A 15,327-nucleotide genomic window follows, 5' to 3' on the forward strand; every position below is an offset into this window, starting at 1 on the left:
CAGCCCGCGGCGCCCACGTCCACCTCCCGTCAGTCCGAACGCCGTACACGCCCGAGGAGGCGAACTCTTTTGAGTACGGGATCCGGAGCAGACTCCGCCCCCGCACCGACGTCCACCCACGAGAGCAAGACCGGCGGGACCTTCTCGTCGCTGAAGATCCGTAACTACCGCCTGTTCGCCACGGGCGCCGTGATCTCCAACACCGGTACCTGGATGTCCCGCATCACGCAGGACTGGCTCGTCCTGAGCCTCACCGGGTCCGCCGCCGCCGTCGGCATCACCACGGCCCTCCAGTTCCTCCCGATGCTGCTCTTCGGCCTGTACGGCGGCGTCATCGCCGACCGTCTCCCGAAGCGGCGCCTGCTCCTCATCAGCCAGGCAGCGCTCGGCCTGTGCGGCATCGCACTCGCCGTCCTGACCCTCTCCGGCGTCGTCGAGGTCTGGCACGTGTACCTGGTCGCGTTCATGCTCGGCATGGTGACCGTCGTCGACAATCCGGCGCGCCAGTCGTTCGTGTCCGAGATGGTCGGTCCCGCGCAGCTGCGCAACGCCGTCAGCCTGAACTCGGCCAACTTCCAGTCCGCCCGGCTCATCGGCCCCGCCGTCGCGGGCGTCCTGATCACCACGGTCGGCAGCGGCTGGGCCTTCCTGCTGAACGGCCTGTCGTTCGCGGCGCCGCTCGTCGGCCTGATGATGATGCGGACGAGCGAGCTCCACCCGTCCGTGACCGTCAAGCGCGCCAAGGGGCAGCTGCGCGAGGGGCTGCGGTACGTGTCGGGCAGACCCGAGCTGATCTGGCCGATCGTCCTCGTCGGCTTCGTCGGCACCTTCGGCTTCAACTTCCCGATCTGGCTCACCGCCTTCGCCGACGAGATCTACCACGGCGGCGCCGGGATGTACTCCTTCTTCAACATCCTGATGGCGGTCGGCTCCCTGGCCGGCGCGCTGCTCGCCGCCCGCCGCCGCTCCTCGCGACTGCGGATGCTGGTGGCCGCGGGCACCCTGTTCGGTGCCCTGGAGATCGCCGCGTCGCTGTCGCCGTCCGTCTGGCTCTTCTCACTGCTGCTCGTCCCGATCGGCATGATCGGCCTGACGACGAACATCAGCGCCAACACGAGCGTCCAGATGGCCTCGGACCCCGAGATGCGGGGCCGGGTGATGAGCCTGTACATGATGGTCTTCGCCGGGGGAACGCCGGTGGGCGCCCCGATCGTCGGCTGGATCAGCGACGTCTACGGCGCCAGGACCGGCATGGCGGCCGGCGGCGCGATCTCGATGCTGGCCGCGCTCGGCGTCGGCTTCGCGCTGACCCGCGTCGGCGGCCTGCGCCTCAAGGTCGACCTGCGCCCGGGCCGCCCGCACGTGCGTTTCGTACCGCGCGAGCAGTTGGCCACGGCTGCCTGAGCCGTCACGCACACTGCCCTCCTCCCTGTGGACCGGGAGGAGGGCAGCGTGCGTATGACGCGTCCGTGCCACGGAGTGGTGCGGGCCTGGCCGCCGGGACGGTGAGCCTGGCGGTTACGCTCGTCGGGTGGACCCGAAGACCAGAAACCGCATCATGGCCGCCGTGCTCGTACTGATGTTCGTCCTTGTCGCGGCTGCGGCCGCCCTCGGGGGCTGAGCCCGCCGAGGACGGCAGTGCGCCGGCGGACCGCCGACTACCAGGCGAAGTTCTCCGGCGACGGGCCCGGACCCGGGAAGATCTCGTCCAGGCCGGACAGCACCTCGTCCGAGAGCTCCAGCTCCACCGCGCGCAGCGCCGAGTCGAGCTGCTCCCGCGTGCGCGGGCCCGAGATCGGGCCGGTGACGCCGGGCCGGGTCAGCAGCCAGGCCAGCCCCGCCTCGCCGGGCTCCAGCCCGTGCTTCTCCAGCAGGTCCTCGTACGCCTGGATCTGCGCCCGCACCTTCGGGTCGGCCAGTGCGTCGCCGGACCGGCCCGAGGTGGACCGGGCGCCGCTGCCCTCGCGCTCCTTGCGGATCGCACCGCCGAGCAGCCCGCCATGCAGCGGCGACCACGGGATGACCCCGAGGCCGTACTCCTGGGCGGCCGGGATGACCTCCATCTCGGCCCCCCGCTCCATCAGGTTGTAGATGCACTGCTCGCTGACCAGCCCGTAGCTGCCCCGCTGCCGGGCACGCTCGTTGGCCTGGGCGATCTTGTAGCCCGAGAAGTTGGACGAGCCGGCGTAGAGGATCTTGCCCTGCTGGATCAGTACGTCGATGGCCTGCCAGATCTCGTCGATCGGGGTGTCCCGGTCGACGTGGTGGAACTGGTACAGGTCGATGTGGTCCGTCTGCAGGCGCTTGAGGCTGGCGTCGACGGCCCGGCGGATGTTCAGGGCGGAGAGCTTGTCGTGGTTGGGCCAGGCCGCGCCCTCGGCGCCCATGTTGCCGTAGACCTTGGTGGCGAGGACGACCTTGTCGCGGCGGTCGCCGCCCTGCGCGAACCAGGTCCCGAGGATCTCCTCGGTGCGGCCCTTGTTCTCGCCCCAGCCGTAGACGTTCGCGGTGTCGAAGAAGTTGACCCCCGCCTCCAGGGCGGCGTCCATGAGGGCGTGGCTGTCGCTCTCGTTGGTCTGGGGGCCGAAGTTCATGGTCCCCAGGACGAGGCGGCTGACCTTGAGTCCTGTGCGTCCGAGCTGCGTGTACTTCATGGGTCCCCAGCCAACTCCTTCGAGCGCGCTCGAAGCAAGAGGGCTTCGGGCGCGCCGCGCGAACCGCTCGATCGCCGCAAGGGCCGAAGTGCTGCCGGCCCCGGTCGTCGCACCCCGGGACCCGGTCCGCCGGGGACGACGCGCCCGCGGCTAGGGGGCGATCGGCAGCCGGCGCTTGTGGTCGGTGAGGCGGTAGCGGCCGAGGATGGTCGCGAAGGCCTGCTCGTCCACCGGCTTGCCTTCCAGGAAGTCGTCGATGGTGTCGTAGCTGACGCCGAGCGCGTGCTCGTCGGCCTTGCCGGGGTCGAGCGTCTCCAGGTCCGCCGTCGGCACCTTCCCGACCAGCTCGGCGGGCGCGCCCAGCATCTCCGCGACCGCCCGCACCCGGCGCTTGGTCAGTCCCGTCAGCGGGACCAGGTCGGCCGCGCCGTCACCGAACTTGGTGAAGAAGCCGGACACCGCCTCGGCGGCGTGGTCCGTGCCGACGACCAGGCCGTCGTGCGCTCCGGCCACCGCGTACTGGGCGATCATGCGCTGCCGGGCCTTGATGTTGCCGAGTACGAAGTCCTCGTGGTGGGAGTCGCGGAAGCTCACGTCGGCGGCGACCGCGGCGGCGAGCGCGGCGTCGCTCGCGGGCTTGATGTCGACGGTCAGCACCCGGTCGGCCCGGATGAAGGAGAGAGCCAGCTGGGCGTCGTGCTCGTCGGCCTGGACGCCGTAGGGGAGCCGCATCGCGTAGAACCGCGCCTCGTGGCCCGCGGCCCGCACCCGCTCGACCGCGAGCTGGCACATCCGTCCGGCGGTGGTGGAGTCCACCCCGCCGCTGATGCCGAGCACCAGGCAGCGCAGGCCGGTGGAGGTCAGCCGCTCGGCGAGGAAGGCGACGCGGCGTTCGATCTCCTTCTCGGCCTCGAAGGTCTCCGCCACGTCGAGCTCCAGGGCGATCTCCTGCTGCAGGGCGATGGCCGCCGACTCGCTCACGTCTGCTCCCGGTTCCGGTTCACGATGGGTTTCCCGCCCAGCCTACCCAGCGGTCCTGACAGCTCCGGGGCCGGTGGCGGCTGCCCGTGCCACCCCGAGCCGCACGCAGCCCGCCGCCGTGGAAAACTGGCCGGGCAACCGTCTCGACCGGACCCCCGGCCCCCCGGGGTATGTCGGGACCGCGAGGCCCGTCAGCCCCACAGGACGCGCGAGGCCGCGACCGATCCGACGAGGAGGCCCGGAGTGGACGCCACCCCGCAGGTACTGGCGGTACTGGACGAGATCCTCGCCTCCGCCGCCCCCGGTGAGCGCGGAGCCCTCTGGCATCTCGCCGAGCAGGGGCGGGAGTTGGACGCCAACTTCGTCCGCCTGCCGCCGGGTGCCGGGGTGGGGGAGCACCAGGAGGACGTCCTGGACGTGCTCCTCGTCGTCCTCGCGGGCGGCGGCACCCTGCGCACGGGCCCCGGCGACACGCTGGAGCTCGCCCCGACGACGGTCACCTGGCTGCCGCGCACCTCGCGTCGCGCTCTGGACGCCGGGCCGGAGGGGCTGACGTACCTCACGGTGCACCGCCGTCGTCCGGGCCTCGCCGTGAAGCCGGCCGTCCGTGCCGCCGTGCGCGGGTCGGCGGACGAGGGCGGCGAGCCTCCCTGCCTGCTCGACCTGGTGTGCCCCGGGTGCGGGCGGGTGTCGGCGGACCGGGCGCCGAGCTTCTGCAGCGCGTGCGGGGAGGCGTTCCCGGAGCACTAGCGCCGGGTGCTCCAACTCCCCTGGATGGAGCGGGCGCCGACTCGCAGCCGAGGGACGCACCGGACGCGGGCGCGTGGGTTCGCTGCCGGCCAGGCATGTCCCGTACTCCCGTGCGAGGGGTCACCGGTACCGGCGGACTGTGTGCTCGACGGCGCGGCGCGGAACGCGCACGACCGGCTGGGCCAGAACAATGGCGCACGCGCCATCCAGAGGCGACCGAGCCCTCACCGGCCCACGCGGCCCCGCCCAACCGCAGCCGTGCGCACCGGAGATGTGGCAGACGAAGGAGGACCCGTGGTGGATGTCCCGGTGGATCAGTTGACGGGTGCTGTCGACGGTATGCGTGCGCGGGCCCGTGGGCAGCTCCTCGACGCCGGCCTGGAGCTCTTCGGGGTGTACGGCTACGCCCAGACGTCGGAGCACGCCCTGTGCGAGACCGCGGGGGTGCCGGAGGAGGTGCTCTGGGAGGAGTTCGGTTCCCGGGAGGGCCTGTTGACGGCCCTGCACAACCAGATCACGACCAGCGGGCTGCGGGCGTCGGAAGTGGCCCTGCTGTCCGAGGGGATGGACGACTGCCCGTTGGAACAGCGCTTCCGGCGGCTCTTCGACGCCTATGTGACGGCGGTGACCCGGGACCTGCGCGAGGCGCGGGTGACGTTCGTCGAGGTGCTGGGCGTGAGCCCGGCGGTGGACGCGCACTGCAAGCGCTGGCGTGACCTGTGGACCGACTTCCTGACCGGTGAGGCCGAACGCGCGGCGGTGCGCGGCGAGGTGGAGGAGCGCGACCACCGGGTCGTGGTGATGGTGATGGTCGGTACGGTCCATGAACTCATGGCCCACCACGCCCGCCGTCCTCGCCGGGCCCGGCCCGGCGAGGTGTCCGAGGAGTTGACCAAGCTGGGTCTCGCGATGCTGGGTGTGGAGCTGGCGGGCTGACCTGCGCGGCCCCGGGCTCGCGCCCGGGGCGTTGTGGCATTCCTCACAGCGAAAACACAGACAGTGAAGGCAACTGCACCCTTTCGTCTTGTCTGTCTGCCCCGGTGTCGCGGCGCCTGCCGGAACAGGTGAAGAATTCGTGACGGTCGATCGATTCCCCGGTCATACGATCACCTCGAGTCGCAACCGCGTGTCCCATTCCGCTGCGACCCCTTCTTCTCTTTCCGTACCCCGAAGGGCCCTTGTGAAGATTCGCCGCATTGTCGCCACCGCAGTCGCCGCCGCGGTCACCACGCCTGCGCTCCTGCTGTCGGTCACACCCGCGTTCGCCGACGGCAAGCCGGCCGCGCAGACGCAGGGGAAGCCGTCCGTCGCGGAGTTGGAGAAGGCCGCCGCAGCGGCCAAGGCGGTTTACGACGACGCCGTGGCGGCCGAGAGTGCCGCGGAGGCGGCTGTGGAAGCGGCCATGTCCGACAGCGCCCCACTGGCCCTGGCAGCCGAGGCCGCCAAGGCGGCGGCAGCCGAGGCCGCCACCGCGAAGACGACGGCAGACCAGGACGTCGTGGACGCCCGGGCGGCGCTCGACGCGCTTACGGACACGGCAACCGACGACGAGCGGACCGCCGCGGAGGCGACCCTCGCCGAGGCGGAGGCCGCCGCCACCGCCGCCGGTGCGGCCAGGACCGCCGCGGATGCCGAAGCGGTGGACGCCCAGGACGCGCTCGACGACGCGCGGGTCGCCGCGTCCACCACGCTGTACCGGGCCCGGAAGGCCACCGAGGCGGCGCTCGCCGACAAGGACGCCGCCGACGAGGCGCTGGCCGAGGCCAAGGAGGAGGAAGAGGAAGGTGAGGAGGGCGGGGACTGCGTCCCCGAGGCCCAGCTCACCACGGTCGTCACCGGTCTGCCCTCCACGGTCGTCGCCGGCACGAAGACCGACTTCCGACTCCGGGTGACCAACGGCACCGACGAGACGATGGACGAGGTCTTCCCGTTCGCCTACGTCCACGCGACCGACCGGACCGGGCTCGACGACCTCGACGACCTGGTGCGCCTGCAGTGGTCGTCCGCCTCTTCCTCCAAGTGGAAGACGGTCGACAACGAGCACTACATGGACTCCATCAGCCCGATGAAGGCCGGAGCCCACTCCGACATCAAGATGCGCCTCACGATCGACGCCTCGGCCCCCGCGGGCAACGGCGTCACCTTCGTCGCCGGTGACTACTTCAACGACAACGGCACCTGCGGCGGGAGCCCGGACCTGGAGGGGTACGAGTTCCTGATCGCCGCCGCGGGCACCGAGCCCGGCAAGGTCGACGACGCCGAGCCCGGCAAGACCGAGCCGGCCACCTCGGACCTCAAGCCGCAGGGCGGCGCCTCGGCCACTCCCGTGAGCGGCAGCCTCGCCGCCACGGGCTCCTCCTCGGCGACGTCGCAGCTCGCCCTCGCGAGCGGTGCGGCCCTGGCGATCGGCGCGGGCGCGGTGTTCGTCGTACGCCGCCGCAGGCCCGGCTCGCACGCCTGACGCACCGACCGTCCGACGGGCCCGGCACCGAACGGTGCCGGGCCCGCCGTGCGTCACGGGACCGGGGCTCGTGGAGGGTCAGGCCGCGGCCAGCGCTCCCGCGTAGGGCCCGCCCACACCCCAGGTCCGGTGCATGGCGTCGGCGAAGGCGGCGGCCAGTTTGTGCTCGCCGGTGGGGCCGGGGTGGGTGCCGTCGTAGGTGTCCGTACGGATGTCGTAGCCCGCCGGGTGCGAGGCCAGCAGGACCGGGGACGAGGGGCTGTCCAGATCGGCGACGGCCTCGGCGAGCAGGATGTTGAAGCGGTCGCACTCGTCGGCGAAGGGGGCGTCGGACTCGGCCCGGACGTTCGGTATGACGGGCAGGAGCACCAGCCGGATCCGTGGGTTCGCCGCGCGTGCCGCGGTGACGAACTCCCGCGCGTTCGCGGCGGTCTGCCCGCTGTCCGTGTAGAAGCCGAGGTCTATCAGGCCGAGCGAGACCAGCAGGACGTCGGCGCGGGTCGCCGTGACCGCCTCCGCTATGACGGGCGCCATGTGGAGCCAGCCCTCGCCCCAGCCGGCCAGGTGCCGCCGTGCGGGCGCGGGGAAGGCCGGGTCGCCGTACGCGTGGGAGAGCGGGCCGCTCGCCTCGGCGTCGTACAGTCCGGTCCGCGGCCCCGTGATCGTGTACCCGCCGTCGCCGAGGGTCGCCTCCAGGTGCTGCCACATGCGGTAGCGCCAGGTGAAGTCGCCGGAACGCCCGATGGTCATGGAGTCGCCGACGAAGAGAAAACGCATGGCGACATCATGGCCGATCACTGCTCCGGCCTGCGACGTGACGGTGGACACTTGTGCCATGAGATCGCTGCTGACCGTCTCCGCCGCTGCCGCCCTCCTGTTCCTGACGGGGGCGGCGCCCGCCGTCGCGGACGAGGGGGACGGCGCGGACCGTACCTTCACGATCGAGGACCCCCGGATCACCGAGTCCAGCGGCCTCGCCGCCAGCCGTGTCCACCCCGGCGTCTACTGGACGCACAACGACAGCGAGGACGGGCCGTACGTCTACGCCGTCGACTCCCGGACCGGGAAGACCGTCGCGACGATCACCATGCGGGGTGTCGGGGAGCCCCGCGACGTGGAGGCGATCTCGCTCGGGCCCGACGGCAACGTGTACGTCGGAGACATCGGCGACAACCTCGACGGCTCCTGGGACCACGTCTGGATCTACCGTTTCCCCGAACCGAAGCGGCTGGCGGACGCCACCGTGCGGGCGACCCAGTTCGACGTGAAGTACGCGGACGGGGCGCGCAACGCCGAGGCGATGATGGTCCACCCCGTGACGGGGCGGGTGTACATCGCCTCGAAGAAGGAGGGCGGCGGCGGCCTCTACGAGGGCCCGGAGAAGCTGACGACCGGTGGAGCCAACGTGTTCCGGCGGGTGGGCGAGGTGCCGTGGGTGACGGACGGCGCGTTCTCGCCGGACGGCAAGGAACTGGTGCTGCGTTCGTACTTCAGCGCCCGTGGATACGCCTTCGAGGGCGGCAGGCTCGGTGCCGACCACGCCGTGAGCGTGCCGCTCCAGGGGCAGTCGGAGTCGGTGACGTACACGGCGGACGGCTCGGCGATGATGTTCGGCTCCGAGGGGGAGCGCAGCGAGGTGGTCCGCGTGGAGGTGGAGGGCGGGAGGGCGCCCTCGCCGAACAGCGGTGGCGGCGGGGCGACTTCGGGGGACGGCGGGGGCGGCGGCCCGGAGAAGGGCACCGTGACGGGTGGGGCCGTGGCGGTCGTCGTCATCGTGCTCGCACTGATCGCGGCCAAGCGGCGACGCGGTTGAGGGCCGCCCCCCGTCAGGCCGCAGGCACGTCCGGAGGCGGGGCAGGTGCTCAGTCGTCCGGCAGGACGGGGCGCAGTTCGTAGTGCAGCGTGCGGTCCCGCTTCAGCCGGTGGGCGAGGGGGACGACCACGCCGTGCAGTGCGGGGTACTTCCGCGAGAGCGTCCGGGCGGCGTGGGTGTTCTCCTTCGACTCCTGCTGAAGCAGCCGTGCCCAGGCCTTCAGGGGCGGCCCGGTCGGGGCTCCCCGCACGGTGCAGGGGGCGATCTCCACCACCGGGTGGTTCCGCATCCGGTCGACCTTCCACGCCGACGAGAACGTGCGGACGTAGGCGTGGTCGCCCTCCACGGCGATGCTGACAGGGGTGTGGGCAGCGGATCCGTCCGGCCTCCGGCTGCTCAGCAGGACGGTGTACTGCTTCACGAAGGGCTCCAGCTCATGGATGGTCTCCATGTACTCCATGGTGCATCGGAAAGCGGCGTTCCGTAGGTCCTGGCGGGCGCCGGGACGCGGCGAACGCCGTTCGCCCCCGCGTGCGGGCGTCCGGCGTAGGCTCCGCCCATGCAGCTCCACGGGGTCCCCGGCCCCTTCTCCACGGCCCGCCTGGACGCGCTCCCGCTCGACGCGGCGCACGCGGACGAGATGGCCGCGGTCCTCTTCGATCCGGCCCTGCACGCCTACACGGGAGGCGCCCCGGAGGGCGCCGACGCGCTGCGCGGCCGCTACGAGCGACAGAGCGCCGGCTCGCCCGATCCCGCCGAGCTCTGGTGCAACTGGGTGCTGCGGGTTCGTGCCGACGGGTGCCTGGCCGGCTACGTGCAGGCAACCGTGCGCGACGGGCGGGCCGAGGTGGCCTGGGTGGTCGGCACCCGGTGGCAGGGCAGGGGGTACGCGAGGGAGGCGGCGGCGGGGCTGGTCCGGCACCTGCTGGCCCGGCAGTCCGTCCGCACCGTCGTCGCCCACATCCACCCGGACCACGCCGCCTCCGCCGCGGTGGCCGCCGCGGCGGGGCTGACCGCCACGGACGAGTGGGAGGACGGCGAGGTGAGGTGGCGGCGTGATGCCGCACAGGAGCGCGCGTCGGGGGCCAATCATCCCGCTTGATCACGACATCGGGCGTTTTCTCTTGTACTTTCGTAGGCAGCGGCGTATCCGCGCCGTGGCTCCTGCCAGGCGATCAACGGAGGCCCCGGGGTGGGCGAACTGGGGAGGCTCGAAGCCCTGCGGCTCGCAGGGCTCACCGCGGCGGCCGATCCCGGCATGGACCGGTTCGCGAGGCTCGTCACCAGGTTCCTCGACGTCCCCGTCGCCATGGTGTCGCTGCTGGAGACGGACCGGCAGGTCTTTCCCGGTATGGTCGGACTCGCCGAGCCCTGGGCGACCTGGCGCCGCACCCCGCTGAGCCACTCCTTCTGCCAGCACGTCGTCGCCACCGGCCGGCCGCTGGTCCTGAACGACTCCCGGCTGGACGCGCTCACCTGCGCCAGCCTCGCCATCCCGGACCTCCAGGTGATCGCGTACGCCGGTATGCCGCTGACCGACGCCGACGGCCACGTCCTCGGGTCGCTGTGCGCCATCGACCACCAGCCCCGGGAGTGGACCGAGGGCGAACTGCAGGACCTGGAGGACCTCACCGCCGCGTGCTCGGTGGAGCTGCGCCTGAGGATCGCCAGCGAGCGGATCCGCCGGGACCGCGACCAGGCCGACCTGCTGCTGCGCGCCTCGGTCGAACTGGGGCACTCCCGCGGTCTGACGGACGTGGCCAGCCGCCTGCGCAGCCTGTTCGAGGGCCCCCTCGAACCGTCCTACGTCGGCCTGCTGCTCACGGACGGCCGAGGGCTGTGGCGCGTGGTCGATCCGGAGCACGCGCAGCCTGTCGAGGTCACCATCGACCGTCTCGACATGGACTCCGGGTTCCCCAGCACGAAGGCGATGCGCGAACAGCGCACCGTCTTCGTCCCGGACCGCGACGCGCTCGTGGCGGGCTTCAGCCCCGAGGCCGTCGCCGGGTACGACTCACTGGGGCTCCGGTCCGCGCTGTGCATTCCGCTGGCGCGTGGCCGGGGAGTGCTGATGTGGTGCTGGGACAGCCCTCACATCCTGGAGGTGACCGAGGAGGCGGTCCTCACCGCCGTCGGCGGATACGTCAGCCAGGCGGTGGAGCGCACCCTGTTCGTCGAGGCCCGGCTCAGCACCGCCGAACAACTGCAGGCCGCGATGCTGACCGAACTGCCGCTCGTGCCCGGCCTGGACATGGCGGCCCTCTACCTGCCGGCCACCGACCAGGACATGGTGGGCGGCGACTGGTACGACGCCTACCCCCTGCGCCACCCGGCGGCCTCCGGGCAGAGCTCGCTGATGCTGTCCATCGGGGACATCATCGGACACGACGTCCAGGCCGCCGCGGTGATGGGACAGGTCCGCAGCATGCTCCGCCAGGCGACCCTCGACCATCCCGCCCACTCACCCGCCGCCGCGCTGGCCGCGGTGGACGGCGCCTTCGAAGCGCTGCCCCTGGGCCCCGGCGCCACCGCGGTACACGCCCGGCTGGACCCCCAGGGGGGCCGGTGGCGGCTGACCTGGTCCAACGCCGGCCACCCGCCGCCCCTGCTGCGCGCACCCGACGGCGATGTCGCGACCCTGGGTGAGCACGACCTCCTGCTCCTCGGCTCCCCGGGCGGCCCCGCCCGCCACGACCAGGAGCGCGAACTCCCCCGGGGCGGCGTGCTCCTGCTCTACACCGACGGGCTGGTCGAGCGCCGCGGCGAAGACATCGACGCGAGTATCCAGGAGGTGGCAGCCGTCTTCTCCACGCTCGGCGACCGCCCCCTGCCGCTGCTGCTGGAGGCCCTCGCGCACCGACTGGAGGACGTACCGCAACGCGACGACGTGGCGGTGCTCGTGCTCCGCCTCACGTGACGGGGAGAACCCACGGTGCGTACGGTGCCACACCATGACCGACTCGGACTTCCTGCGCACCACCCGGGCGTCGTACGACGTGCTCGCCGACGAGTACGCGACGCGCTCCCGCGGCGAACTGGCCGCCAAACCGATCGACCGGGCCGTGCTGACGGCCTTCGCCGAACTCGTCCTGGCGGACGGGGGAGGCCCGGTGGCCGATGTCGGCTGCGGCACCGGGCGTGTGACGGGGTATCTGAACACGCTCGGTGTCGACGTGTTCGGCGTCGACCTGTCCCCGGGGATGCTGGCGGTGGCCCGGCGCGACCACCCCGGCCTGCGGTTCGAGGAGGGCTCGATGCTCGGCCTCGACCTTCCGGACGGGGAGCTCGGCGGACTGCTGGCCTGGTACTCCACGATCCATGTGCCGGACGGGCAACTCCCGCAGGCTTTGGCGGAGTTCGTGCGCGTCCTGGCCCCCGGTGGGCATGTCCTCCTCGGGTTCCAGGCGGGCGACGGGGTGCTGCGCCTGGCGGAGGCGTGGGGCCGGGACGTCGAGCTCGACTTCCGCCGCCGGCGGCCCGACGACGTCGCGGAGCTGCTCACGGCGGCCGGGCTGACGATGCGGGCCCGGCTGGTGCGCGAGGCCGACACGGAGGGCGCCTTCCCGGAGAGGACGCCCCAGGCCTTCCTGCTGGCCCGGAAGCCGGTCGCCCGGGGCTCGTCCGGGCCGAGCGGTCAGTAGTCCTGTCGGGCCCGGCGCATGGCGTGGGCGGCGAGGGCACCTGACCGACCGGCCTTCCGTCTGCCGCCCTGGGCGCGCGGCAGTGTGCCGGGCAGTTGACTGACCCGCTCAAGGAAAGTACTTTCCTTACAGGAAACAGAGGGGCGTCCGCACTGCTCCTCTCCCCCCTCGGCTCATGGAGGTACCGATGTCCGCACATTCGAACCCGACGCCGGACGAGGCCGCACGTACGCTGCGGGACGTCGAGCAGCGCCGGATACAGGGAGCCGAGGGCAGCGGGGGCTCGAGGTGGGTGTACGTCGTCCTCGGCGTCGCGGTCTTCCTGCTGCTGGCCGCCCCCGACTGGGTCGGTGACGACGCGCAAGGCTGGGTGTCCATCGGGTACGCGGTGCTCGCGGTGGCCTACGTCGTCCTGTTGCGCACACGGCGGGGCTCGGCCCTGCTCGGCCACCGCACCGGCCTTCGCAAGGACGAACTGGACGGGGCGTTCCTGCGCAGGCGGCGGCTCACGCTGCTCGCGGTCGTGGCGATCGGTCTGGCCGTCTCGGTGCTGGGGCCCCGCGTATCGCTCGACCTGCCGTACTGGCGCTCCGCCGCCGGCGCCCTGCTGGGCGCCGCGGTGATCTTCCTCGGACCGGCATGGGACCGAGCGGTGAGGACCCGCGCGGTTCGTGGCGGGGATGCGGTGACGGAGGGGCCGGGTGCCGCGCGCTGAATTCGACTCCGTGCTCCTCGACTCCACGCGGCTGACCATCGTGTCGCTGCTGGCAGGCACCCGGTGGGCGGAGTGGTCCTGGGTCAGAGAGACGGCGGAGGTCTCGGCCTCCGCCCTCTCGAAGCAGATCAGCACACTGGAGAGCCACGGCTACGTCGACGTCAAGAAGGGCTACGTCGGCAAGCGCCCCCGCACCTGGGTGGCCCTGAGCGAGGCCGGGCGCGCCGCACTCGAGAAACACGCCGCGGCCCTTCAGCAGATCGTGGACTCGTCCCGCCGTGCGACGGAGCAGTAGCGACGACCGGGGCGCGGAGCGGTCGCCGGTCGCCCTGACAGATCCCGGTCGCGGCCTGCCACAGGGTGGGCCGTGCGCGGGAGGGGAGAGGTCTCCCGGGCGGCCCTCAGCGCCTGGGACGGCCCGCCCGCACCAGCTCGGCGACGTCGAGGGCGACCTCCGCGCCGACGGTGGCGGGGAGCGCGGCCTCCTGCCCGGGGGCGTACACCTCGTGGCGGTCGTAGCCCGCTGCCAACGGCTCGGTCAGGACGTGGACCCGGTCGTGCTTGCGGTCGAGGACCACGTAGACCGGGATCTTGGCAGCGGCGTACGCGGCGACCTTGTTGCGCATGTCGTTCTGGTAGTTCCCGGAGGTGACCTCCAGGACCAGGCGGAAGCACGCGGGGTCGTAGCAGTTGTTCTCCATCAGGTGCTCGTCGAGATCGGCGTCGACGACGGCCAGATCGGGGATCGCGTAGTCCTCGGGTCCCCCGGGAAGCCACAGGCCGACGCCTTGGAGGACCTCCGTGGCGCCGTCGTCGAGCCCGGCGGCGATGAAGGGGCGCATCAGTTTGGTCAGCGCGCGGGCGTGCGGGCCGTCCGGGGGTGGTGCCACGGTGATGACGCCTCCGATGATCTCGACGCGATGCCCCGGAAGCTGCTCCATCAGCCGGTTGGCTGTTTCGAGCTGCGTCTCCGGCTCATCGTCACAGGGGTGCTCGACTGCTGCTGCAGACATTGCGGTCCTCCTGGAATGGCTGGTGTCGAGACGATCATCGTAGGGCGGACCGGCCGGACGCGTCCTGTGCGGCCTATGCCACCCGGTCGAGTGAAGCAGAAACGGCCCGGCACACGCGAGGTGTGCCGGGCCGTCCGTGGACCGTGTCGTTACAGCTTGTCGATCACGTAGTCGATGCACGCGGTCAGCGCCTGGACGTCCGCCGGGTCGATCGCCGGGAACATCGCCACGCGCAGCTGGTTGCGGCCCAGCTTGCGGTACGGCTCCGTGTCGACGATGCCGTTCGCGCGGAGCACCTTGGCCACGGCCGCCGCGTCGACGCCGTCCTCGAAGTCGATCGTGCCGATGACCTGCGAGCGCTTCGCCGGGTCGGTGACGAACGGGGTGGCGTACTTGGACTCCTCGGCCCAGCCGTACAGGTTCTGCGCGGAGGCGGCCGTGCGGCCGGTGGTGAAGTCCAGGCCGCCCTGGGTGTTCATCCACTTCAACTGCTCGTTCAGCAGGAAGAGGGTGGCCAGCGCGGGGGTGTTGTACGTCTGGTTCTTCAGGGAGTTGTCGATCGCCGTGGGCAGCGAGAAGAACTCGGGGACGTGCCGGCCGGAGGCGTGGACGCGTGCGGCACGCTCCAGGGCCGCCGGGGAGAACACGCCGATCCACAGGCCGCCGTCGGAGGCGAAGGACTTCTGCGGGGCGAAGTAGTAGACGTCCGTCTCGGTGATGTCGACCGGCAGGCCGCCCGCACCGGAGGTGGCGTCCACCAGGACGAGGGCACCCTCGTCGGCGCCCGCGACCCGCTTGACCGGGGCCGCGACACCGGTGGAGGTCTCGTTGTGGGTGAAGGCGTAGACGTCGACGCCCGCCTCGGCCTTCGGGTCCGGGTGGGTGCCCGGGTCCGAGGCGATGACGGTCGGGTCGGCCAGCCACGGTGCGAGCTTTGCGGCCTTCGCGAACTTCGACGAGAACTCGCCGAAGTTCAGGTGCTGGGACTTCGACTCGATCAGTCCGTGCGTCGCGACGTCCCAGAAGGCGGTGGAGCCGCCGTTGCCCAGGACGACCTCGTAACCCTCGGGGAGGGAGAAGAGGCTGCGCACGCCGTCGCGTACCTCGCCGACCAGGTTCTTGACCGGGGCCTGGCGGTGGGATGTTCCGAGAAGGGAGGTGCCGGTCGCGGCCAGCGCGTCGACCGCCTCCGTCCGCACCTTGGAGGGGCCGGCGCCGAAACGTCCGTCGGCGGGCTTGAGGTCAGCGGGAATCTGGATGTCAGCCACGATCCGGAGCGTAGTCCCTCACCGAAGCGGT

General features: G+C 72.0%; 16 protein-coding genes. 10 read left to right on the forward strand and 6 right to left on the reverse strand.

Annotation, left to right across the window (positions count from 1 at the left end; genetic code table 11):
• Nucleotides 1-69 precede the first annotated feature (69 nt).
• Nucleotides 70-1,404 (forward strand): MFS transporter, encoded by a 1,335-nt coding sequence (locus AB0I83_RS08915; RefSeq protein ID WP_356531470.1) that lies wholly within the window; start codon nt 70-72, stop codon nt 1,402-1,404.
• A gap of 254 nt (nt 1,405-1,658) precedes the next feature.
• Here AB0I83_RS08915 and AB0I83_RS08920 read toward each other — a convergent pair whose 3' ends face one another.
• On the reverse strand, nt 1,659-2,654 hold the full coding sequence (locus tag AB0I83_RS08920) for an aldo/keto reductase (protein ID WP_356531471.1): 996 nt from the start codon (nt 2,652-2,654) through the stop codon (nt 1,659-1,661).
• 150 nt (nt 2,655-2,804) lie between these two features.
• Nucleotides 2,805-3,635, reverse strand: a complete 831-nt coding sequence (nadE, locus tag AB0I83_RS08925) for an ammonia-dependent NAD(+) synthetase (RefSeq protein WP_356531473.1) — start codon at nt 3,633-3,635, stop codon at nt 2,805-2,807.
• A gap of 243 nt (nt 3,636-3,878) precedes the next feature.
• On the opposite strand from nadE, the gene AB0I83_RS08930 reads away from it, so the two are divergent.
• The 3 genes from AB0I83_RS08930 (at nt 3,879) to AB0I83_RS08940 (ending at nt 6,846) form a co-directional block, all read left to right on the forward strand.
• Nucleotides 3,879-4,385: a hypothetical protein gene (locus tag AB0I83_RS08930; RefSeq protein ID WP_363304134.1), complete on the forward strand. Its 507-nt coding sequence runs from the start codon at nt 3,879-3,881 to the stop codon at nt 4,383-4,385.
• Between the two features lie 339 nt (nt 4,386-4,724).
• Nucleotides 4,725-5,321, forward strand: a complete 597-nt coding sequence (locus tag AB0I83_RS08935) for a helix-turn-helix domain-containing protein (RefSeq protein ID WP_363304383.1) — start codon at nt 4,725-4,727, stop codon at nt 5,319-5,321.
• Nucleotides 5,322-5,565: 244 nt separating this feature from the next.
• Nucleotides 5,566-6,846, forward strand: a complete 1,281-nt coding sequence (locus AB0I83_RS08940) for an LAETG motif-containing sortase-dependent surface protein (RefSeq protein ID WP_363304135.1) — start codon at nt 5,566-5,568, stop codon at nt 6,844-6,846.
• A gap of 78 nt (nt 6,847-6,924) precedes the next feature.
• On the opposite strand, the gene AB0I83_RS08945 is transcribed toward AB0I83_RS08940, so the two are convergent.
• On the reverse strand, nt 6,925-7,623 hold the full coding sequence (locus tag AB0I83_RS08945) for a GDSL-type esterase/lipase family protein (RefSeq protein ID WP_363304136.1): 699 nt from the start codon (nt 7,621-7,623) through the stop codon (nt 6,925-6,927).
• A 58-nt stretch (nt 7,624-7,681) separates the two neighbouring features.
• Between AB0I83_RS08945 and AB0I83_RS08950 the strand changes: the two genes are divergently transcribed.
• A complete protein-coding gene (locus AB0I83_RS08950; RefSeq protein ID WP_363304137.1) occupies nt 7,682-8,659 on the forward strand; it encodes a WD40 repeat domain-containing protein in 978 nt (325 codons plus the stop codon).
• A 49-nt stretch (nt 8,660-8,708) separates the two neighbouring features.
• Here AB0I83_RS08950 and AB0I83_RS08955 read toward each other — a convergent pair whose 3' ends face one another.
• Entirely contained in the window at nt 8,709-9,110 is a 402-nt protein-coding gene (locus AB0I83_RS08955) for a PPOX class F420-dependent oxidoreductase (protein WP_363304138.1), read from the reverse strand.
• Nucleotides 9,111-9,218: 108 nt separating this feature from the next.
• On the opposite strand from AB0I83_RS08955, the gene AB0I83_RS08960 reads away from it, so the two are divergent.
• The 5 genes from AB0I83_RS08960 (at nt 9,219) to AB0I83_RS08980 (ending at nt 13,310) form a co-directional block, all read left to right on the forward strand.
• Complete coding sequence (locus AB0I83_RS08960; RefSeq protein WP_363304139.1) at nt 9,219-9,761, forward strand: GNAT family N-acetyltransferase; 543 nt, start codon at nt 9,219-9,221, stop codon at nt 9,759-9,761.
• 90 nt (nt 9,762-9,851) lie between these two features.
• The gene (locus tag AB0I83_RS08965) at nt 9,852-11,576 is read left to right on the forward strand and encodes a GAF domain-containing SpoIIE family protein phosphatase (RefSeq protein ID WP_363304140.1); all 1,725 of its coding nucleotides are present in this window, start codon (nt 9,852-9,854) and stop codon (nt 11,574-11,576) included.
• Between the two features lie 34 nt (nt 11,577-11,610).
• Nucleotides 11,611-12,300 carry a class I SAM-dependent methyltransferase gene (locus AB0I83_RS08970; RefSeq protein ID WP_363304141.1) on the forward strand — a complete coding sequence of 230 codons (690 nt, stop codon included), beginning with the start codon at nt 11,611-11,613 and terminating at the stop codon, nt 12,298-12,300.
• 187 nt (nt 12,301-12,487) lie between these two features.
• Entirely contained in the window at nt 12,488-13,015 is a 528-nt protein-coding gene (locus AB0I83_RS08975) for a hypothetical protein (protein WP_363304142.1), read from the forward strand.
• Entirely contained in the window at nt 13,002-13,310 is a 309-nt protein-coding gene (locus AB0I83_RS08980) for a transcriptional regulator (protein WP_356531487.1), read from the forward strand. Before AB0I83_RS08975 ends, AB0I83_RS08980 begins: the two co-directional genes overlap by 14 nt.
• Before the next feature lie 106 nt (nt 13,311-13,416).
• On the opposite strand, the gene AB0I83_RS08985 is transcribed toward AB0I83_RS08980, so the two are convergent.
• Both AB0I83_RS08985 and serC read right to left on the reverse strand, forming a co-directional pair.
• Nucleotides 13,417-14,028 carry a Uma2 family endonuclease gene (locus AB0I83_RS08985; RefSeq protein WP_356840579.1) on the reverse strand — a complete coding sequence of 204 codons (612 nt, stop codon included), beginning with the start codon at nt 14,026-14,028 and terminating at the stop codon, nt 13,417-13,419.
• A 149-nt stretch (nt 14,029-14,177) separates the two neighbouring features.
• The gene (gene serC / locus AB0I83_RS08990; RefSeq protein WP_356531490.1) at nt 14,178-15,296 is read right to left on the reverse strand and encodes a phosphoserine transaminase; all 1,119 of its coding nucleotides are present in this window, start codon (nt 15,294-15,296) and stop codon (nt 14,178-14,180) included.
• Nucleotides 15,297-15,327 lie beyond the last annotated feature (31 nt).

Source organism: Streptomyces sp. NPDC049970 (assembly GCF_040660235.1).
In the GTDB taxonomy this organism is placed as follows: Bacteria; Actinomycetota; Actinomycetes; order Streptomycetales; family Streptomycetaceae; genus Streptomyces.

Excerpts from the sequence above, each read along its gene's own strand:
- AB0I83_RS08945 (WP_363304136.1), bottom strand. The coding sequence starts at position 7,623 with ATGCGTTTTCTCTTCGTCGGCGACTCCATGACCATCGGGCGTTCCGGC.
- AB0I83_RS08960 (WP_363304139.1), top strand. The coding sequence starts at position 9,219 with ATGCAGCTCCACGGGGTCCCCGGCCCCTTCTCCACGGCCCGCCTGGAC.
- AB0I83_RS08970 (WP_363304141.1), top strand. The coding sequence starts at position 11,611 with ATGACCGACTCGGACTTCCTGCGCACCACCCGGGCGTCGTACGACGTG.
- AB0I83_RS08950 (WP_363304137.1), top strand. The coding sequence starts at position 7,682 with ATGAGATCGCTGCTGACCGTCTCCGCCGCTGCCGCCCTCCTGTTCCTG.
- AB0I83_RS08955 (WP_363304138.1), bottom strand. The coding sequence starts at position 9,110 with ATGGAGACCATCCATGAGCTGGAGCCCTTCGTGAAGCAGTACACCGTC.
- AB0I83_RS08935 (WP_363304383.1), top strand. The coding sequence starts at position 4,725 with ATGCGTGCGCGGGCCCGTGGGCAGCTCCTCGACGCCGGCCTGGAGCTC.
- AB0I83_RS08975 (WP_363304142.1), top strand. The coding sequence starts at position 12,488 with ATGTCCGCACATTCGAACCCGACGCCGGACGAGGCCGCACGTACGCTG.
- AB0I83_RS08985 (WP_356840579.1), bottom strand. The coding sequence starts at position 14,028 with ATGTCTGCAGCAGCAGTCGAGCACCCCTGTGACGATGAGCCGGAGACG.
- AB0I83_RS08920 (WP_356531471.1), bottom strand. The coding sequence starts at position 2,654 with ATGAAGTACACGCAGCTCGGACGCACAGGACTCAAGGTCAGCCGCCTC.